The sequence below is a fragment of the Streptomyces subrutilus genome (assembly GCF_008704535.1).
GTDB lineage: Bacteria > Actinomycetota > Actinomycetes > Streptomycetales > Streptomycetaceae > Streptomyces > Streptomyces subrutilus.
On the sequence record NZ_CP023701.1, the window covers coordinates 5,602,825 to 5,621,586 of the forward strand.

The 18,762-nt window shown below is 75.7% G+C and carries 16 protein-coding genes; 8 read left to right on the forward strand and 8 right to left on the reverse strand.

Annotated features, from left to right (window positions below; genetic code table 11):
- The first annotated feature begins 1 nt into the window (after position 1).
- From CP968_RS35400 to CP968_RS24830, 3 genes are all read left to right on the forward strand, one after another.
- The gene (locus CP968_RS35400; protein WP_150520109.1) at positions 2-1,489 is read left to right on the forward strand and encodes a helix-turn-helix domain-containing protein; all 1,488 of its coding nucleotides are present in this window, start codon (positions 2-4) and stop codon (positions 1,487-1,489) included.
- A 148-nt stretch (positions 1,490-1,637) separates the two neighbouring features.
- Entirely contained in the window at positions 1,638-4,490 is a 2,853-nt protein-coding gene (locus CP968_RS24825; protein ID WP_425282250.1) for a DEAD/DEAH box helicase, read from the forward strand.
- Positions 4,487-5,692, forward strand: coding sequence for an SWIM zinc finger family protein (locus tag CP968_RS24830; protein ID WP_150520110.1), 1,206 nt, complete (start codon positions 4,487-4,489; stop codon positions 5,690-5,692). The genes CP968_RS24825 and CP968_RS24830 overlap by 4 nt, the downstream gene beginning before the upstream one ends.
- On the opposite strand, the gene CP968_RS24835 is transcribed toward CP968_RS24830, so the two are convergent.
- The gene (locus tag CP968_RS24835; RefSeq protein WP_150520111.1) at positions 5,673-6,221 is read right to left on the reverse strand and encodes an HAD domain-containing protein; all 549 of its coding nucleotides are present in this window, start codon (positions 6,219-6,221) and stop codon (positions 5,673-5,675) included. The two genes, CP968_RS24830 and CP968_RS24835, sit on opposite strands and share 20 nt — an antisense overlap.
- A 163-nt stretch (positions 6,222-6,384) precedes the next feature.
- On the opposite strand from CP968_RS24835, the gene CP968_RS24840 reads away from it, so the two are divergent.
- Positions 6,385-7,056 (forward strand): chaplin, encoded by a 672-nt coding sequence (locus tag CP968_RS24840; protein WP_306419922.1) that lies wholly within the window; start codon positions 6,385-6,387, stop codon positions 7,054-7,056.
- Here the strand turns inward: CP968_RS24840 and CP968_RS24845 are convergent.
- Positions 7,049-7,708 (reverse strand): DUF2293 domain-containing protein, encoded by a 660-nt coding sequence (locus CP968_RS24845; protein WP_150520113.1) that lies wholly within the window; start codon positions 7,706-7,708, stop codon positions 7,049-7,051. The genes CP968_RS24840 and CP968_RS24845 overlap by 8 nt on opposite strands.
- Positions 7,709-7,773: 65 nt before the next feature.
- Positions 7,774-9,219 (reverse strand): WGR domain-containing protein, encoded by a 1,446-nt coding sequence (locus CP968_RS24850; RefSeq protein ID WP_150520114.1) that lies wholly within the window; start codon positions 9,217-9,219, stop codon positions 7,774-7,776.
- A gap of 91 nt (positions 9,220-9,310) precedes the next feature.
- Here CP968_RS24850 and CP968_RS24855 point away from each other — a divergent pair, with 91 nt between their 5' ends.
- Complete coding sequence (locus tag CP968_RS24855; protein ID WP_150520115.1) at positions 9,311-9,970, forward strand: nucleoside/nucleotide kinase family protein; 660 nt, start codon at positions 9,311-9,313, stop codon at positions 9,968-9,970.
- A 149-nt stretch (positions 9,971-10,119) separates the two neighbouring features.
- Here the strand turns inward: CP968_RS24855 and CP968_RS24860 are convergent, their stop codons facing one another.
- Entirely contained in the window at positions 10,120-11,034 is a 915-nt protein-coding gene (locus CP968_RS24860) for a carbohydrate kinase family protein (RefSeq protein ID WP_150520116.1), read from the reverse strand.
- A complete protein-coding gene (locus tag CP968_RS24865) occupies positions 11,031-12,044 on the reverse strand; it encodes a pseudouridine-5'-phosphate glycosidase (protein WP_150520117.1) in 1,014 nt (337 codons plus the stop codon). The genes CP968_RS24860 and CP968_RS24865 overlap by 4 nt, the downstream gene beginning before the upstream one ends.
- Before the next feature lie 211 nt (positions 12,045-12,255).
- Here CP968_RS24865 and CP968_RS24870 point away from each other — a divergent pair, with 211 nt between their 5' ends.
- Complete coding sequence (locus tag CP968_RS24870; protein WP_150520118.1) at positions 12,256-12,651, forward strand: cupin domain-containing protein; 396 nt, start codon at positions 12,256-12,258, stop codon at positions 12,649-12,651.
- On the opposite strand, the gene CP968_RS24875 is transcribed toward CP968_RS24870, so the two are convergent.
- The 3 genes from CP968_RS24875 to CP968_RS24885 all read right to left on the reverse strand — a co-directional run bounded on the left by CP968_RS24875 (position 12,645) and on the right by CP968_RS24885 (position 15,691).
- Positions 12,645-13,928, reverse strand: coding sequence for an MFS transporter (locus tag CP968_RS24875; RefSeq protein ID WP_150522105.1), 1,284 nt, complete (start codon positions 13,926-13,928; stop codon positions 12,645-12,647). The genes CP968_RS24870 and CP968_RS24875 overlap by 7 nt on opposite strands.
- A gap of 229 nt (positions 13,929-14,157) precedes the next feature.
- On the reverse strand, positions 14,158-14,721 hold the full coding sequence (locus CP968_RS24880) for a methylated-DNA--[protein]-cysteine S-methyltransferase (protein WP_150520119.1): 564 nt from the start codon (positions 14,719-14,721) through the stop codon (positions 14,158-14,160).
- Positions 14,722-14,767: 46 nt separating this feature from the next.
- A complete protein-coding gene (locus tag CP968_RS24885; protein ID WP_150520120.1) occupies positions 14,768-15,691 on the reverse strand; it encodes a glycerophosphodiester phosphodiesterase in 924 nt (307 codons plus the stop codon).
- Between the two features lie 246 nt (positions 15,692-15,937).
- On the opposite strand from CP968_RS24885, the gene uvrB reads away from it, so the two are divergent.
- Together uvrB and CP968_RS24895 are read left to right on the forward strand one after the other, a co-directional pair.
- Positions 15,938-18,082, forward strand: a complete 2,145-nt coding sequence (uvrB, locus tag CP968_RS24890) for an excinuclease ABC subunit UvrB (protein WP_150520121.1) — start codon at positions 15,938-15,940, stop codon at positions 18,080-18,082.
- Between the two features lie 88 nt (positions 18,083-18,170).
- A complete protein-coding gene (locus tag CP968_RS24895) occupies positions 18,171-18,749 on the forward strand; it encodes a TerD family protein (protein ID WP_150520122.1) in 579 nt (192 codons plus the stop codon).
- The last annotated feature ends 13 nt before the right edge of the window (positions 18,750-18,762 follow it).

Genomic DNA, 18,762 nt, shown 5'->3' on the forward strand with positions numbered 1-18,762 from the left:
CGTGGGACGGGGGAACGCCGTGGGTGTGGACGAGGGCGCGGGGACGGGTGCGGGGACCGGGCCGGGGGCCGGGGCGCGGACGGGGGAGGCGGAGCGGTTCGCGGGGCTGATGCGGGAGCTGAAGGGGCGCGCGGGGCTGAGCTACGGGGCGCTCGCGCGCACCCTGCACACGAGCACCTCGACCCTGCACCGCTACTGCAACGCCGAGGCGGTACCGGCCGAGTTCGCGGTGGTCGACCGGTTCGCGCGGGCCTGCGGGGCCTCGCGGGACGAGGCGGTGGACCTGCACCGGGCCTGGCTGCTGGCGGACGCCCGCCGCCGCGACCCCGCGGGACCGCCGGCGGCCGGTGCGGGGACCCCCGGTACCGCGGCGGGGCCGGCGGCCGCTGGCGCCGGGGAGCCGGGCGGGGGCGGCCGCGAGGCCCGGTCCGAGGGCGGGGCCGGAGCCGCCGCGCGCGCGGGCGCCGCCGGTACGGCCGGTGGCGTGGGCGGCGGTGAGGACGGGGGCGGCGGCGCGGGCGAGGCCGCCGGTACGGTCGTGGCCGGCTCCGGGCGGGCCGGGGCCGCGGCGCGTCGGCCCTGGTCCCGGCGGCGGGCGGTGGTGGCCGCCGCGGCCGGGGTGACGGCGGGAGCGGTGGCCGTGGCCGTACTGGCGGCGGCCGGACCGGAGGGGACTCCGCCGCCGGGCGGGGCGGCGGGCGCCCCGGCGTCCGCGTCGGCCCCGGCCGTACCCGCGCCGCCCGGTCCCTCGGCACCCGCGCCGGCGTCCGGCGCGACCTCCGCGGAGCCCTCGGCACCCGCGCCCGGCTCCGCGACCGCCCCGCGGCCGCTCCCGGACCCGTCCGCGCCTCCGGCCGCGGGCCCGGGACGGCCTGCGGCCGTGCCGGTACGGGCGGCGGTGCGCACCCACGTGTGGCAGCTGGGGTGCGACCACTCCTACCTGTCCGAGCGGGCCCCCGACGCGGTGCCCGCGCCGCCGGTGGAGGCGGACGCGCCCGCCTGGGCCGCCGCACAGCGCGCCGTCCACGCCGGTACGCAGATCCTGGAGGTCACCGTGCACGGCGCGGACCCGGGGGCCGTGGTGCTGGAGGGTCTCGACGTACGGATGGGCGCCCGCCGCACCCCGCCCAAGTGGAACGTCTACCGGATGGCACAGGGCTGCGGCGGCGCGCTCACCCCGGCCGTCTACGCGGTGAACCTGGACGCGCCGCGGCCCGTGGCCCGGCCCGTCGCCGGGGGCGACGAGAACGGCGCCCTCCCGGCCCCGGCCTTTCCCATGCGGGTCTCGGCGTCCGAGCCCGTCGTCCTGCGGATCGAGGCCACCACCACCGGCTGCGACTGCGACTGGTCCCTCGACCTGCGGTGGAGCGGGCCGGCCGGCTCCGGCACCCTGCGCATCGACGACGGCGGCCGCCCGCTGCGCACCAGCGCGGCCCCGGGGCGGCCGGAGTACGGCTACGCGTCGGACCGGGGCCGCTGGACGCGCTGACCCGACCCGACCCTGCCGCGTCCGTCTCCCGCGTCCGTCTCCCGCGTCCGCGCAGGTCAGCGGTGTTGTCAGTGGGCGCGCCTAGACTCGGCGGCACAGGACATCCCGACCGGCCGGACGGGAGAGGAGGGGACGAGCCGTGACACCGCTGCCAGCACAGGCGCCCACCGCGCACGAGCCGCCCGCGCAGTTGCGCGCGCTGCTGCGCCACGCCGCCGTCTTCCTGCCCGCCGCCGTCCCCCGCGAGGGGCGGATCGCCTTCTGGTCCCCCGACGGGGACGCCCTGCCCGAGGCCGGCCGGCCTGCCCCGCTCAGCGTCGTGCGCCCGCACGGGCCGGGCGTGCGCAGCCGGGCGGTGCCCTCCGTCAGCCTCTCCGTCAGCGCCGCCCTGCCGTTGCTCGCGCACGCCCGGCGCAGCCCCGTCGCGCATCCCGCCACCCGTGCCTGGGGCGCCGCGGCCGGCCAGGCCCTCGCCCTGGTCGCCCGCGGCCGGCTGCTGCCCGGGCTGACCCCGGAGGGCGTCGACGCCTGGCGGGCCGGTCCGCTGGACGCCGCCGACATCGACCACCTGCGGGCCGTCAGCGCGGCCCTGCCGCACGAGGGGTACGCGACGCCGCTGGCGGGCCGCCGCCCCCTCCGGCTGCCGGAGCCGGAGGCGCTGGTCCGCGCCTTCCTCGACGCCGTCGCCGACAGCCTGCCCCGCACCCCCGCCGCGGCCGTCGCCGCCGGGCGGCCGTTCGCCGCCCGGGAGCCGCAGCGGGTCCCCGGGATGCAGGACTGGGCCGCCCAGGTCGCGGCCGGCGCCGACACGGGCGTCGGCATCTCGCTCCGGCTCGACCTGTCCTCCTTCCGCCTCTTCGACGAGGCGGAGGGGGAGGACACCCGGCGGGCGGGCGCCGCCGTGGTCCAGGTGCACAGCCTCGCCGACCCGACCCTGGTCGCCGACGCCTCCGCGCTGTGGGCCGGTACGGCCGCCGCCGGTTTCGGCCCCCGGGCCCGGATCGACGCCGTGCTCGCCCTGCGCCGCGCCGCGCGGGTCTGGCCGCCGCTGCTGCGCCTGCTGGACCAGCCGGTCCCCGACGTGCTGGCGCTGTCGGACCCGGAGCTGGAGGACCTGCTGGGGGTCGTCGCGACCAGGCTCGCAGGCGCCGGGGTCGTGGTCCACTGGCCGCGCGAGCTGGCCCGTACGCTGTCGGCGACCGCCGTCGTGCGGTCCACCGCGCCCGGGTCCGCGACCGACGGCACCGCCTTCTTCGACGCCGAGCACCTCTTCGCCTTCTCCTGGGAACTGGCGCTGGGCAGCGACCGGCTCACCCCGGGCGAGATGGACGCCCTCGCCCAGGCCCACCGGCCCGTGGTGCGGCTGCGGGACCAGTGGGTGCGCGTCGATCCGGAACTCGTGCGCAAGGCGCGCAAGCGGGAACTGGGCCTGTTGGACCCGGTGGACGCGCTGGCCGCGGCGCTCTCGGGGACCGTCGAGGTCGGCGGGGAGCCGGTCGAGGCGGTGCCGGTCGGGGCCCTGGCCGCGCTGCGCGAGCGGCTCACGGGCGAACTGGCGCCGCTGCCGCAGCCCGCCGCGCTCAAGGCCACCCTGCGCGACTACCAGGCGCGCGGCCTGGCCTGGCTGGACCTGATGACCTCGCTCGGTCTCGGCGGATGCCTGGCCGACGACATGGGCCTGGGCAAGACCGTCACCCTGATCGCCCTCCACCTGCACCGCGACCGTCCCGAGCCCACGCTCGTGGTCTGCCCGGCCTCCCTGCTGGGCAACTGGCAGCGGGAGATCGAGAAGTTCGCCCCCGGTACGCCCGTGCACCGCTTCCACGGCGGCAGCCGCAGCCTCGACGGCCCGGAGGCGGAGGCCGGCGGCTTCGTGCTCACCACGTACGGCACGATGCGCGCCAGCGCCCCGCTGCTGGCCGGGCGGCGCTGGGGCATGGTCGTCGCCGACGAGGCCCAGCACGTGAAGAACCCCCACTCGGCGACCGCGAAGGCACTGCGCACGATTCCGGCGCCCGCCCGGGTCGCGCTGACCGGCACCCCGGTGGAGAACAACCTCTCCGAGCTGTGGGCGCTGCTCGACTGGACCACGCCCGGACTGCTGGGCCCGCTCACCGCCTTCCGGGCCCGCCACGCCCGCCCGGTCGAGCACCAGCAGGAGGAGGACGGGGGCAACGAGGCGGCGGTCGCCCGGCTGGCCGCGCTCGTCCGGCCGTTTCTGCTGCGCCGCAAGAAGTCCGACCCGGGCATCGCGCCCGAACTGCCGCCGAAGACGGAGACCGACCACCCCGTCTCGCTCACCCGCGAGCAGGCCTCGCTGTACCAGGCCGCGGTGGACGAGGCGATGGCCGTGATCGAGTCGAGCGAGGGCATGGAACGGCGCGGCATGATCATGAAGTTGCTGGCCTCGCTCAAGCAGATCTGCAACCACCCCGCGCAGTACCTCAAGGAGGAGCGGCCCCGGATCGCGCACCGCTCGGGCAAGCTCGCCCTCCTCGACGAGCTGTTGGACACGATCCTGGCCGAGGACGGCTCGGTCCTGGTCTTCACCCAGTACGTGACCATGGCCCGCCTGATCGAACGCCACCTGACGGAGCGCGGCATCGCCCACCAGCTGCTGCACGGCGGGACGCCGGTGCCGCGGCGCGAGGAGCTCGTGGACCGCTTCCAGGCCGGCGAGGTCCCGGTGTTCCTGCTGTCGCTCAAGGCCGCCGGGACCGGCCTGAACCTCACCCGGGCCGGCCACGTCGTCCACTACGACCGCTGGTGGAACCCGGCCGTCGAGGAACAGGCCACCGACCGCGCCTACCGCATCGGCCAGACCCAGCCCGTACAGGTCCACCGGATCATCGCCGAAGGCACCGTCGAAGACCGCATCGCCGAGATGCTGGAGGCCAAGCGGGCCCTGGCCGACGCCGTCCTCGGCTCCGGCGAGGCCGCGCTGACCGAGCTCACCGACCGCGAGCTGGGCGACCTGGTCTCCCTGCGCAGGCCCGCGTGATCACCGCGCGGGACGACCGCCGCCGCACCTTCGAGACGCTGCCCGCCGGCGCCGAGACGGCCAGCTGGTGGGGCCGGGCCTGGGTGAGCGCGCTGGAGGACGCCTCCGCCGACGCGGCCCGGCTGGCCCGCGGCCGGGCCTATGCGGCCGAGGGCCACGTCGACGCGGTCACCGTGACCCCGGGCCGGATCGTCGCGTACGTCCGCGGCAGCCGGGCCCGCCCCTACCGCACCGAACTGGCCCTGCCCGCCTTCACCGACGCCGAGTGGCGCGGGCTCCTGGAGGACGTCGCGGCCGACCCGGCCGCGCTCGCCGCCCTGCTGGAGCGGGAGGTCCCGCAGAGCCTCGCGGACGAGATCCTGCCCGCGGCCGGCGAGCTCGCCCCGCGCTGTTCCTGCCCCGACGTCGCCCGGCCCCCGTGCAAGCACGCGGCGGCCCTCTGCCACCGCGCGGCCCGCCTCCTCGACGAGGACCCCTTCGTCCTGCTGCTCCTGCGCGGCCGGGGCGAGCGGGAGCTCCTCGACGAACTCGCCCGCCGCAACGCCGCGCACGCCGCCCGCGAACGGCCCGACACCGCCCCCGACTTCCCCGGCGTACCGGCCCGGCAGGCGCTGGCCCGAGCGGTCCTGCCGCCGCTGCCCGCCCCGCTGCCGGTACCGGCCGCCGCGGGCCTCCCGCCCGCCTACCCCGCCGACCCGGCGGCCCCCGACCCGCTCGCGCTGGACCAGCTCGCCTCCGACGCCGCCGCGCGCGCCCTCGCCCTCCTCACCAGCGGCGAGGACCCGATCGCCGGGCTCGGACTGTGGCAGGACGCCGTCCGGTTGGCCTCCGCGCACCCCACCGCGGGGCTGACCGGCGCGGCCCGCACCCTCTACCGTGACCTGGCCCGCGCCACCGGGCGCACCACCACCGACCTGGCCCGGGCGGCGGCGGCCTGGCGGCAGGGCGGCCCCGCGGCCCTCGCCGCGCTGGAAGAGCCCTGGGACCCGCCGGCCGGACCCTTCGACCGCGCCCGGCCGGCCCTGCTCGGCGCGGCCCAGGGGCCGTTCCGCCCCGATCGAAACCGCCTCACCGCGGGCACGAGGCAGCTCCGGCTGGGCCGGGACGGCCTCTGGTACGCCTACGAGTCCCGGCCGGGCACCGAGGACTGGTGGCCCACCGGCAGGCCCGCCACCGACCCGGTCAGCGCCCTGCGGGGCTGAGCCCGGCCGCCCACCGGCCCAGCGCGGTGAAGTCCCGGTCCCGCAGACCGTGCCGGGGGTGGACGCGCAGCAGGAGGGCCGGGGCCGGGTGGTGCGCGCCGACCCAGTCCCGGTCCCGGGGCGTGATCATGTCGTCGACCCAGGCGAACGGCCGGCCGGCGGCCCACTCCACCAGGGCGCGGGTCTTCCACGAGAGGCCGTCGGGGTCGCGGGCGAAGAGTTCCGGCCACTCGACGACGGGCAGGTCGCCGGGGAGCCCGATGTGCGGGGCGATCATCGTGTTGGCCTGGTGCATCCAGGTGGTGGCCCAGGCGAGTTCGTAGGGCAGGGCGCGCAACCGGGCGCCGTGGGACGGGTGCAGGCGGACCCGGAGCCCGCGCCGGGCACTGCGGGAGTCGGGAGCCCTGCGGGCCATCCAGATGTCCGGGCGCATCCGGTGGCCGGTGTATCCGCGCAGGCCGGCGAGGGGCGAACGGAACGGGTTGAGGGGGCCGTCGACGTCGAGCAGCAGGAGCGGGCGGGCAGTCATGGTGTACGAACTACCCCGAACCCGTTGGGGTGAAATGCGTACGGAGCTATAACCCGAATGGGCTCTCCGGCGTTGTTCACGGCACGGGTGCACTACCCGGGAACCTCTCCGGAAGGCAGGGAATCTGATGCGTCACAGTCGTCGGAACGGCTTGATCGCGGCGGTGGTTGCGGGAGGTGGACTGGCCGTCGCGGGGGTGGGCGGGCTGGCCCACGCCGATGCGGGCGCGGCCGGAGCGGCCGAGCGTTCGCCGGGCCTGCTCTCCGGGAACCTGGTGCAACTGCCGGTCAACCTTCCGGTGAACGCCTGCGGCAACACCGTGAACGTGGTCGGCGTCCTCAACCCGGCCGCCGGCAACCGGTGTGCGAACCAGGGGTCCGGCGGCCGCGCCGCCTCCGGCTCCGCGCACGGCTCGAAACCCGGCGCGGGCAGCGGCTCCGGCAACGGGGGCCACGGCGGCGGGGCGGTGGCGTCCGGAAGCGGAAAGGATTCCCCGGGCGTGCTCTCCGGCAACGGGATCCAGCTCCCGGTCCAGCTCCCGGTCAACGTCAGCGGCAACTCCGTGAGCGTCGTCGGCATCGGGAACAGCGTGAGCGGCAACACGTCCGTCAACGGCGAGGTGCCGACCGAGGGCAAGCCCCCGCAGCCGCCCGTGCAGCCGCCGGTCCGGCCGGTCGTCAAGCCGCCCGTCGCCCCGCCCGTCACGCCCGCCCCGACGCGCCCCGGCGAAGCGCTCGCGCACACCGGAGCCGACGGCATCGGCTACCTGCTGCCCGGCGGGGGCGCGCTGCTCCTCGGCGGCGTCCTGCTCTACCGCCGGTTCCGCCTCAACTGACCGCTGCCGTACGCCAGCCGTCGAGCACCGCGTCGATCCGGCCGGCCAGCCGGGCGCGCGCCGCGAACCGGGGGACGCCCGCCATCAGCAGGGCGTCGTAGTCGGTGTCCGCGTGCCGCACCGCCGCCCGTACCGCCATCGAGACGGCCGATTCGCCGAGGGCCCGGCCGGCGGCGCTGCGGCCCACCCGGCCGCTGCCGCGCACCGAGGCGTGCGCGGCGATGGCCAGGGCCCGGTCGGCCGGGCATCCCGGGAACAGCCGGAGGATCTCGGCGGCGAAGGCGGCGGTGAAGCGGGTGTCCTCGGCCGCGCGCCGCAGCCGGTCGCGCTCCCTGCGCCGGGCACGGGCCTCGGCGTCCGCGAGGCAGGCCCGCTCGGCGCCGGCCAGGGCCGTCTCCTCGACGAGCAGGCCCTGGCGCTCGTAGCGGCGGCGACGCCGGTTGAAGCGGACCACGACGGCGGAGAGCGAACTGGCCTCGCGGGAGCGGCGGGTGAGCGCGGCGTCCCCGCGCGGAACGTAGACGAGATGCCCCAGGTCGGCGCAGTCCAGGCAGCGCGGCACCCCGCACTCGCGGACGAGGCGCCGGAGCGGGCCCTGCCGGCACTCCGCGCAACGGATCTGCTTGACGGACTCGAACACCACCAGGCTCATACAGGGGTGATACCGCCGTCGCAGCCCCGACTCACCTGCCGGGCGGCCCCGGTTGGCGCCGCGCTCTACACGAGGCGGCGGATCTCCCCCCGCACCCGGTAGAAGCCGCTCGCGGCCGGGTGCAGCCCTTCCACCACGTACCGGGCGCCGACCTCGCGTATCCCGCGCGGGAACTGCACGTTCCAGGACGGTTCGAAGCCGCCCGACACCACCTGCACGCGCACCCGGCCGCCCTGCTGGACGCACTCCACGACCACGCCGCCGGCCGGAGCCGCGGCCACCGTGACCGTGGCCACCGCGGCGGGCGACGCGGCGGGGGTGTACACGGGCAGCGCCGCCGCCGACTTCACGTCCATCGCCGTGGGCACCGAGCCCTGCTGGGCGTCCGCGATGGCCGCCTCGCTCGCGTCCACGCAGACCAGCGACCCGTCGGTGGTCACCAGGTACAGCCGCCCGTCCAGGTACTGCATGGACAGCGCGGAGCCGCAGCCGGTGCTCAGCTTCCACAGCCGCGCGCCGTCCGCGTCGAAGCAGTACACCGAGGACGAGTAGTCGCCCGCGAAGACGTGGCGGCCGTCCGGGGAGGTGGCGCACGAGTACACCGCCGCGTCGCACCGGTAGGTGGCCTCGACCGCGCCGGTGGCCTTCGCGAGCCGCTGCACGGTGTGGTGGCCGGTGCCCGCGTACACCGCGTGCTCCTCCTGCCAGCCGAACAGCACCGAGCCGTTGGTCTTCGTGTGCCACAGCTCCCGGCCGCCGTCGGTGGCGTAGGCCGTCACGCCCTTGCTGTGCCCGTGGTAGACCGCCCGGTCGTCCGCCCGGACCATCCAGGCGTTGGAGCCCGCCGAACGCCGCGACCACTGGAACTCGTCCTCGTGGTCGATGACGGTCAGACCGCCGTTGCGGTCCGCCACGTTCAACACGCCCTCGCGGATGTCGAGCCAGAAGATGTCCACGTCCTCCGCGATGTCGTACGCCCCGAACGGCACCTTCGAGGAGAGGTCGTACACCGTGCCGTCGTCGCAGCCCGCGTAGATCCAGAACTCGTCCGCCACCAGGCACTTCACCCCGTCCGGCAGCGAGTAGCGGCCCAGCACCTCGCCGCCGTGGCTCAGCGTGTAGACGTCACCGGCCTGGTTGCCGACCCAGCAGCGGTCCTCGTCGACGTGGATGCCGAACGCCGAGGAACCGGTGCGGAAGCGCCACAGCACCGGGGCCACGGACCGGGCCGTCGACGGCGCCGACGTGACCTGGCGGCGGGTCACCGACCGGGCGGCGCGCTGCCCGCGCACGGCAGGGGCGTAGCCCTTGCGGACCTTCTCCCCGACCTTCTTCGCGGCCGCGGCCCGGGCCTTCTCGGAGGTCGGGAACGACGAGGTCTGCAACTGGCCGTCCGCGCCGATCCGTCCGTACCGGACGGAGACCGAGGTGCCGTCGACCGTCACCTCGTAGAACTTGTGCGCGGCGCCGTCCTCCTGCGACAGCTCCAGATACGTCGTCTCCCGAGCCATGACAGACCCCTCCCCGAAAGCCGGGCCGCCCGGCTCCTGTCCCGGCGGTCCCTCGTGGGAAAAGCTACGGTCCGGCACTGACAATGGGCCCGTGCAACTGGAAGCGATCACCTGGCAGCGGATGGCCGAGCGGCTCGCCGGCCACCTCGACGACCCCGGGCGCACGCCCGGACCGGGCGGCCGGCAGCGGGTGGGCATCGACGGCGCCCCCGCCGCCGACACCGGCCTCCTCGCCGGACACCTCGCCGACGCCCTGCGCCTGCACGGCCGTTCGGTCCTCGTCGTGCCGGCCGAGGGGTTCCTGCGGCCGGCCTCGCTGCGCTTCGAGTTCGGCCGCCGGGACGTGGACGCGTACCTCGGAGGCTGGTACGACACGGCCGCGCTCTGGCGGGAGGTGTTCGGGCCGTCGGACCCCGGCGGCAGCGGCCGGGTGCTGCCCGACCTCTGGGACCCGGTGACCGACCGGGCGACCCGCAGCCCCTACGTCGCCGTGCCGCCCGGGGGCGTGGTGGTCGTGCACGGCCCGCTGCTGCTGGGGCACTGGTTCCCCTTCGACCTGAGCGTCCACGTCCGGCTCTCCCCGGGGGCGCTGGCCCGCCGCACGGAGGAGTCCGCGCGGTGGACCCTGCCCGCCTTCGCCCGCTACGAGGCCGAGACCGACCCTGCGGCGGCCGCCGACGCCGTGGTCCGCGCGGACGACCCCCGCCACCCCGCCTGGACCGGCGTCCGCACCGCGGGCCCGGACCGCTGAACCCGGAGACCGCCGGGCCGGGAGACCGCCGGGCCGACCCTCGACCCCCGAGGCCCGGGTGCGGGCCCGGACGGACCGGCCTGCCATCCGTCCCGTCTCTTCCGCCCCTCCCGTCTCGCCGGGCCCGCCCGTCTCGCCGGGCCCGCCCGTCACGCCGGTCGGCCGCCCAGCCGGCCGACCGCCGCGGCGGCCTCGCGGCAGCCCGCGCGGGCGGAGTCCGCGGCCGTGGCGCCCGCCAGCCGCGCCGCGAGGAAGCCGCCGGTGAACGCGTCGCCCGCGCCCGTGGAGTCCAGGGCCCGCACGCTCTCCACCCCGACCTCGGCGGTGACCCGGCCGCCCTCCGCGACCAGGGCCCCCGCAGCGCCCCGGGTCACCACCACCAGGGGGACCCGCCGGCTCAGCTCGGCCGCCGCGCGGGCCGTACCGGCCGTCTCCGGGAGCCCGGCCAGCAGCCGGGCCTCGTCCTCGTTGGGCAGCAGTACGGTGACCCCCGCCACGGCGTCGAGGAACCGGCGCGGGCCCAGCTCGGCCAGGAAGCCTGCCGAGGCCGGGTCCACGCTCACCGGTACTCCGCGCCCGCGGGCCGCCCCCAGCGCGACCCGGGCCAGCTCCCGGCTGCTGTCGGCGAAGAACAGGTAGCCCGACAGGTGCAGATGGGCCGCGCCGTCCAACAGGCCCGGCGCCCAGTCGGCGGGGGAGAGCCGCAGCGAGGCCCCGCCGTCCGTCAGGAAGGTCCGCTCGGCGTCCCCGCCGACCAGCGCCACCACGGTCCCGGTCGGCTCGTCCGGGTCCACCACCAGCCGCGGCCGCACCCCCGCGTCCAGCAGCGCCCGCTCGTGCCACCGGGCCGACTCGGCGCCCACCCGCGCGAGCAGGCGCACCTCCGCGACCCCCGCCCGGGACGCCCAGCAGGCCGCGTTCGCCCCGGCCCCGCCCGGCAGGGTCCGGATGCGGGCCGGGGTGTCCGTGTCCGGGGCCAGCGGCCGCGGGTGCACCGCGACCACGTCCGTCACCACGTCCCCGACGACCAGCAGCGCGCCCTCCTCCACCCCGGGCCCGGTCACGCCCGGGCCGCCCAGGCCCCCGCGATCCGGGCGCCGAGCCGGACGTTGCCCCGGACCGCCGCCAGGTTGGCCTCCAGCGAGGCGCCGCCCGTGGCCCGTACGAGGAACCCCAGCAGGAACGGGGTCACGGCCTGGCCGGTGATCCCGCGCTCGGCGCACTCGGCCAGCGCCCGTGCCAGCACCCGGTCGTGCAGCTCCGGGTCCAGCTGGTCCGACTCGGCCACCGGACGGGCCACCAGCAGCGCCGACCGCGGTCCGCCGAGCGCGTCCTGAGCGGCCATCACCGCCGCGACCTCCTCGGGCCGGTGCACGGTCCAGTCCAACGGCTCGCCGGAATCGGCCAGGTAGAAGCCGGGGAAACGTTCCGTCCCGTAGCCCAGTACGCCCACGCCCAGCGTCTCCAGCCGCTGGAGGGTACCGGGCACGTCCAGGATCGACTTCACCCCCGCGCAGACCACCGTGATCCGCGTCCGGGCCAGCAGCGCGAGGTCCGCCGACTCGTCCTGGGTCGTCGCCCACTCCCGGTGCACGCCGCCCAGCCCGCCCGTGGCGAAGACCCGGATGCCCGCCCGCGCGGCCAGGAAGGCGGTCGCCGACACCGTCGTCGCCCCGGTCGCCCCCGTCGCCAGGGCGGGCGCCAGGTCACGGTGGCCGAGCTTGCGCACGCCCTCGCCGCCCGCGATCCGTTCCAGCCCGGCCTTGTCGAGCCCCGCGTACGCCACCCCGTCCACGACGGCGACCGTGGCCGGAACGGCCCCCTCGGCGCGGACCAGCGCCTCCAGTTCGACGCCCACCGCCAGATTGCGGGGGCGGGGCAGGCCGTGCGCGAGGATCGTCGACTCCAGGGCCACGACGGGCCGGCCGCGGTCGAGCGCCTCGCGCGCCTCCTCCGACAGGACCGGGACGCCGGCCCCGCCGGAGGAGCCGGAGCCGGAGCGGGAACCGGAGCCGGAGCCGGAACCGGGCACGGACGACGGGGACGAGGACGCGGATGCTGTGTGCTGTGACATGTCCCCATCCATGGCACCGGAGCCGCGCCCCCAAACGCCCACCCGCTCCACCCGTCCCGAGCTGTCCGAGTCCCGCGCCGTGCCGGAGCCCGAGCGGCCGACCGGGCAGGACGGTGCGCCGGTGGCTTGACAGGATGACGCGCCGGAGGGGAGGTTCCTGGACGCTGTGGCCGCCGCGGCGGGCCGGCGGGCCGGATTAGGCTGGCGCGCCATGAGCACCAGTGATCACGCCGAGGCCTCCCCGGCCCCCGCAGCACCCGCCTCCTTCGCCGTCCACGTCCCCGACGTCCCCGACGCCGAGCTGGAGGCGGAGGAGCTGGACCCGGCCCAGATCGTCTCCGGCGAGCCGGTCGTGACGGGCCGGGTGCTGTGGGAGTCCCCGGACGGCCGGCAGGTGCGCGGGATCTGGCAGATCACCCCGGGCGTGGTCACCGACGTCGAGGCGGACGAGCTGTTCGTGGTCGTCGCCGGCCGGGCCACCATCGAGGTCGAGGGCGGCGGGACCCTGGAGGTGGGGCCCGGCTCCGCGTGCGTGCTCCGGGAGGGCGACAGGACGACCTGGACCGTGCACGAGACGCTGCGCAAGGCCTACCACATCAGCTACTGAGGACCTCGGCCGCCGGGGCCCTTCGCGGGCGCGGTCCCGGGTCCGGACACCGGCCCGGGAACGGCCGCTCGCGGGACGGGGACCGCGGCCGGGGCGGCCGGGTGGCGGCGCGCGGTGAAGAGGGCCAGCGCCGCCATCGGCAGCAGCAGCCCGGCGCCGATGGCGTTCAGCCAGCCGTAGCTCGCCCGGGCCATGACGAGGCCGGCGGCAGCGCCGCCCAGGCCGGCGGCGGTGTTCATGGTGAGGTCGCTCAGGCCCTGGACGGCGGCCCGTACGGGCTGGGGCACCGAGTCGGTCAGCAGCGCGGAGCCGGACACCATGCCGGCGGACCAGCCGAGGCCCAGCAGGAACAGGCCCAGCGCGCTCTGCGCGTGGCGGGGGCCGGCCGTGCCGGCGAGCAGCGCGGCGACCGAGAGCAGCCCGGCGGCCAGGCCGATCACCGAGAGCCGGCCGAGCCGGTCGGCGAGCCAGCCCATCACGGGGGAGAAGGCGAACATGCCGGCGATGTGACCGCTGATCACGAGGCCGACGAGCTCCAGCCCGGCGCCGTGGTGGCCCAGGTCCATCGGGGTCATGATCATGATCGAGACCATGGTGGTGTGGGACACGGCGACGGTCACCAGGGCGAGCCGCGCCCGCGGGGCGGCCTTGACGGCGGCGAAACCGGCCCGCAGCGAGCGGCCCTCGCGGCTCCGCTCCTCGGGCGCGGCCAAGGCCCGGGCCGTCAGCAGCGGGTCCGGCCGCAGGAGCACGCCGATCAGCGTGCCGGTGAGCAGGAAGACGACGGCGGCCCACACGAAGGGGCCCGCCGTCTCGGGTATGGAGGTGCCGGCGAAGCTGCGGCTGGCCGGCGCCGACAGGTTGGGGCCGAGGACGGCGCCGAGGGTGGACGACCAGACGACCACGGAGATCGCCCGGGCCCGGCGGTCCGGGGCGGCGAGGTCGGCGGCGGCGAAGCGGGCCTGGAGGTTGGCCGAGGACGCGGCGCCGAAGGCGGCCATCCCGAGCAGCAGCAGCGGGAAGCTGCGGACGGTGGCGGCGAGCACGACGAGGGCCGCGCCGGCGGCGCCGATCGCGTACGCGAGGACCAGCCCGGGCCGCCGGCCGCGGGCGGTCATCAGCGCGGCGAGGGGCAGGGAGAGCAGGGCGGTGCCCACCACGGAGGCGGTGGAGGCGAGTCCGGACAGGGCCTCGGTGCCGCTGACCTCGGTGGCCAGGACCGGTGCCAGGGCGATGCTGATCGGCACGCCGAGCCCGCCGAGCATCTGGCTGGCCATCAGCACCCACGACGTACGGCGCTGCAACCGGGGCAGGTCCGCGGGTGCGGGGGCCGCGGCCGCCGTACGGTCCGTGGCGGGCCGGGGCGTCACGCCGTACACCCCGGTCGGGGCAGCGGCGCCGCGGGGGCGTGGGCGGTGGCGTAACGGGTCACCGCGGCAGTCTCGCACCCCGCCCGCCGCTGCGGAACAGGGCTCCCGCGCGGCGCCGGGGCCCCGCGCCGCGCCGTCAGAACAGGGGCTGCGGCAGGACGCCCTCCAGGGCGAGCAGCAGGCGCTTGGTCTCCACGCCGCCGCCGAAACCGCCGATGCCCCCGTCGTTCTCCACGACCCGGTGGCAGGCCACCACCACCGGCAGCGGGTTCGAGCCCATGGCGTGCCCGACCGCCTGGGCGGCGCCGGGCTGTCCGACCCGGGCGGCCAGTTCCCCGTAGCCGACGACCGCCCCGTACGGCACGGAACGGTCGAGCGCGTGGAGGACCTGCCGGTTGAAACCGGCGCTGAGCCGCCAGTCCAGCGGCAGGTCGAAGCGGCGCAGCGACCCGGCGAAGTACGCGGCGAGCTGGCGCACCGGCTCGGCGAGCAGCACCTCCCCGCCCGCCTCCGGCCGCCACGCGTCGGCGCCGAGGCGGGAGACGAGCGGGCCGATCATCGCGTCCACCCGCTCCGGGGCGGCATGGAACTCGACCCGGACCAGTCCCTCCGGGGTCGCGGCCAGGAGCAGGGGGCCGATGCCGCTGGGGACGACGGTCCATTCGAGGTGCGGCCCGCGGGGCCGCTCGGTGCTGTCCACGCCCTCACCGTACGGCGCGCCTCCGACAACGCCGCCGACCACGGGGTCAGAAGCCGTCCACCGCCTGCTGGACCACGTCCGGGGCGTTGGTGATGATGCCGTCCACCCCCATGTCGCGGACCTTGCGGGCGGTCGCCGGGTCGTCCACGATCCAGGTGTCCACCTCCATGGCCCGCCCGTGGGCGCCGCGCAGCCCGTGCACCGCCCGGACCCACTCGGCGGAGATGGTGGTGTGCCACGGGTTGATCCGGTCGGCGAACCGCGCGTACTCCGGCAGCTCCGCCGCCTTGGGGGTGCCCAGGAAGGCCGTCACCAGGTCCGGCCGCAGCTGGTGCACGAGGCGGACGCTGTCGGCGCTGAAGCTCTGCACCACCAGCCGCTGGGCCACGTGCCGCTCGTCGAGCCAGCCGGCCTCGCCCAGCACCTTCAGCGTCTGCGCCTCGATCCCCGGGTAGAGCTCGGGCTTCTTGATCTCCAGCAGCAGCCGCTGCTGGTTGCGCCGGACCCGGTCGAGGTAGGCGCGCAGGGTGGGCACCCGCGCGCCCGCGTACTCCTGGGCGAACCAGCTGCCCGCGTCCAGCCGGGCGATCTCGGCCGCCGTGAAGTCCTTGACCCGCCAGGGCTTGCGGTCGGGGAACTTCTGCTCGACATCGGTGGTGCGGGCCAGGGTGTCGTCGTGGATCACGACCAGCTCGCCGTCGCTCGTGCGCTGGACGTCGTTCTCCACCCAGGCGAAGCCCAGCTGCATGGCCAGGTCGATGGAGTCGAGGGTGTTCTCCGGCGCGTACGCCGAGGCCCCCCGGTGCGCGTACACCACCGGGCCCGACAGCACCCCCGAGCCGGCGCCGGGCGAGGCCGGGGAAGGGGGCCGGGCGGCGGAGGCCGCGGACGAGGGCGTCTGGCCGAGCACGGTGAGGGCGAAGCCCAGGAAGGCGGCGGCGGCCGCGACGGCGGGTCGGACGACGTACATGTGCGTTCTCCTCGGGTCGTGAACCCTGCTCCTGGCTCAAACGGGCGCGGAGCGGCAGACGTTGCGGCGATGCACTTCACGGCGATCTCTCGCACGGCGATCATGGCGTCGAAGATCACCGGGGCGCCACCGAACTACGACAAACGGACCAGAAGGCCGCGGACCCGCACGGGCCGGCCGCAGCCGGCGCGGCGCGCTGCCCCGCGCCTTTGCGCGAGTGTCGGTGGGGGGTCGTACGGTTGACCCATGCGGCCCGTATCGAAGATCGAACGCACGGTGGCGCCTTTCGAGGTCGTCAGCCCCTACCAGCCCAGCGGTGACCAGCCGACGGCCATCGCCGACCTGGAGAAGCGCATCCGTGCAGGTGAGAAGGATGTCGTCCTGCTGGGTGCGACCGGCACCGGCAAGTCGGCGACGACCGCCTGGATGATCGAGAAGCTTCAGCGCCCCACCCTGGTCATGGCGCCGAACAAGACCCTGGCCGCGCAGCTGGCGAACGAGTTCCGCGAGCTGCTGCCGAACAACGCCGTCGAGTACTTCGTGTCGTACTACGACTACTACCAGCCCGAGGCTTACGTACCGCAGTCCGACACCTACATCGAGAAGGACTCCTCGATCAACGAGGAGGTGGAGCGGCTGCGCCACTCCGCCACCAATTCGCTCCTCACCCGGCGCGACGTGATCGTCGTCGCCTCCGTGTCCTGCATCTACGGCCTCGGCACCCCGCAGGAGTACGTCGACCGGATGGTCTCCCTCAAGGTGGGCGAGGAGATCGACCGGGACCAGCTGCTGCGCCGCTTCGTCGACATCCAGTACACGCGCAACGACGTCGCCTTCACCCGCGGCACCTTCCGCGTCCGCGGCGACACCATCGAGATCTTCCCGGTCTACGAGGAACTGGCCGTCCGGATCGAGATGTTCGGCGACGAGATCGAGGCCCTCTCCACCCTGCACCCGCTGACCGGCGAGGTCATCAGCGAGGACCGCGACCTGTACGTCTTCCCCGCCAGCCACTACGTCGCCGGCCCCGAGCGGATGGAGAAGGCCGTCCGCGGCATCGAGGCCGAGCTGGCCGACCGCCTCGCCGAGCTGGAGAAGCAGGGCAAGATGCTGGAGGCCCAGCGGCTGCGCATGCGCACCACGTACGACCTGGAGATGATGCGGCAGATCGGGTCCTGCTCCGGCATCGAGAACTACTCGCTGCACATGGACGACCGCGAGCGCGGCTCCGCGCCCAACACCCTGATCGACTACTTCCCCGAGGACTTCCTCCTCGTCATCGACGAGTCCCACGTCACCGTGCCCCAGATCGGCGCGATGTACGAGGGCGACGCCTCGCGCAAGCGGACCCTGGTCGACCACGGGTTCCGGCTGCCGTCCGCGCTCGACAACCGTCCGCTGAAGTGGGAGGAGTTCCAGGAGCGCATCGGCCAGACCGTCTACCTGTCGGCCACCCCCGGCAAGTACGAGCTCTCCCGCGGCGACGGCTTCGTCGAGCAGGTCATCCGCCCCACCGGCCTCATCGACCCCGAGGTCGTGGTCAAGCCCACCGAGGGCCAGATCGACGACCTCGTGCACGAGATCCGCGAGCGCGTCGCCAAGGACGAGCGGGTCCTGGTCACCACCCTCACCAAGAAGATGGCCGAGGACCTCACCGAGTACTTCCTGGAGCTCGACATCCAGGTCCGCTACCTGCACAGCGACGTGGACACGCTGCGCCGCATCGAGCTGCTGCGCGAGCTGCGGGCCGGCGAGTACGACGTCCTGGTCGGCATCAACCTGCTGCGCGAGGGGCTCGACCTGCCCGAGGTCTCCCTGGTCGCCATCCTCGACGCCGACAAGCAGGGCTTCCTGCGCTCGGGCACCTCGCTGATCCAGACCATCGGCCGCGCGGCGCGCAACGTCTCCGGCCAGGTCCACATGTACGCGGACACCGTCACGCCCGCGATGGAGCAGGCCATCGAGGAGACCAACCGGCGCCGCGAGAAGCAGATCGCCTACAACACGGCCCACGGCATCGACCCCCAGCCGCTGCGCAAGAAGATCAACGACATCGTCGCGACCATCGCCCGCGAGGAGCTCGACACCGAGGAGCTGCTGGGCACCGGATACCGCCAGGCCAAGGACGGCAAGGCGGCCAAGGCCCCCGTCCCGGCACTCGGGGGCAAGGCCGACCGGACCAGGGGCGGCAAGGGGGCCAGGGGCGCCGGCTCCGGCGAGGTGCTCACCGACCGGCCCGCCGCCGAACTGGCCGCACTGATCGAGCAGATGACCGAGCGCATGCGGGGGGCCGCGGCCGAGCTGCAGTTCGAGGTGGCCGCCCGGATCCGCGACGAGGTGGGCGAGCTGAAGAAGGAGCTGCGACAGATGAAGGAAGCGGGCCTCGCCTGACCCCGGGGCGGTCAGTAGGGTTGGTGCACAGCCGCGGGAACACGCCGCACGCTCGTCAACGGGGCGGGCCACGGAGAGGGGACAGCGAGTGACGGTCAACATGACCAAGGGTCAGGCCATCAGTCTGCAGAAGGCGGACGGGGGCACGCTGACCTCGGTCCGCATGGGCCTCGGCTGGCAGGCCGCCAAGCGCCGCGGGCTGTTCGGCTCGCGCACGCGGGAGATCGACCTGGACGCCTCGGCGGTGCTCTTCGCCGACAAGCAGCCGGTGGACGTCGTCTTCTTCCGGCACCTGCAGAGCGACGACGGCTCGGTCCGGCACACCGGCGACAACCTGGTCGGCGGCGCCGGCCAGGGCGGCGACGACGAGTCCATCCTCGTCGACCTCCAGCGCGTCCCGGTCCACATCGACCAGATCGTCTTCACGGTGAACTCCTTCACCGGCCAGACCTTCCAGGAGGTGCAGAACGCCTTCTGCCGCATCGTCGACGAGACCAACGGGCAGGAACTGGCCCGCTACACCCTGGACGGCGGCGGCCAGTACACCGCGCAGATCATGGCGAAGGTGTCCCGGGCGGGCTCCGGCTGGCAGATGACGGCCCTGGGGAACCCGGCCAACGGCCGCACCTTCCAGGACCTGATGCCGTCGATCCTGCCGCACCTGTAGCCGTACCGGACAC

Excerpts from the sequence above, each read along its gene's own strand:
- CP968_RS24835 (WP_150520111.1), bottom strand. The coding sequence starts at position 6,221 with ATGACTGCCCGCCCGCTCCTGCTGCTCGACGTCGACGGCCCCCTCAAC.
- CP968_RS24845 (WP_150520113.1), bottom strand. The coding sequence starts at position 7,708 with ATGAGCCTGGTGGTGTTCGAGTCCGTCAAGCAGATCCGTTGCGCGGAG.
- CP968_RS24850 (WP_150520114.1), bottom strand. The coding sequence starts at position 9,219 with ATGGCTCGGGAGACGACGTATCTGGAGCTGTCGCAGGAGGACGGCGCC.
- CP968_RS24865 (WP_150520117.1), bottom strand. The coding sequence starts at position 12,044 with ATGTCACAGCACACAGCATCCGCGTCCTCGTCCCCGTCGTCCGTGCCC.
- CP968_RS24870 (WP_150520118.1), top strand. The coding sequence starts at position 12,256 with ATGAGCACCAGTGATCACGCCGAGGCCTCCCCGGCCCCCGCAGCACCC.
- CP968_RS24875 (WP_150522105.1), bottom strand. The coding sequence starts at position 13,928 with ATGGCCAGCCAGATGCTCGGCGGGCTCGGCGTGCCGATCAGCATCGCC.
- CP968_RS24885 (WP_150520120.1), bottom strand. The coding sequence starts at position 15,691 with ATGTACGTCGTCCGACCCGCCGTCGCGGCCGCCGCCGCCTTCCTGGGC.
- uvrB (WP_150520121.1), top strand. The coding sequence starts at position 15,938 with ATGCGGCCCGTATCGAAGATCGAACGCACGGTGGCGCCTTTCGAGGTC.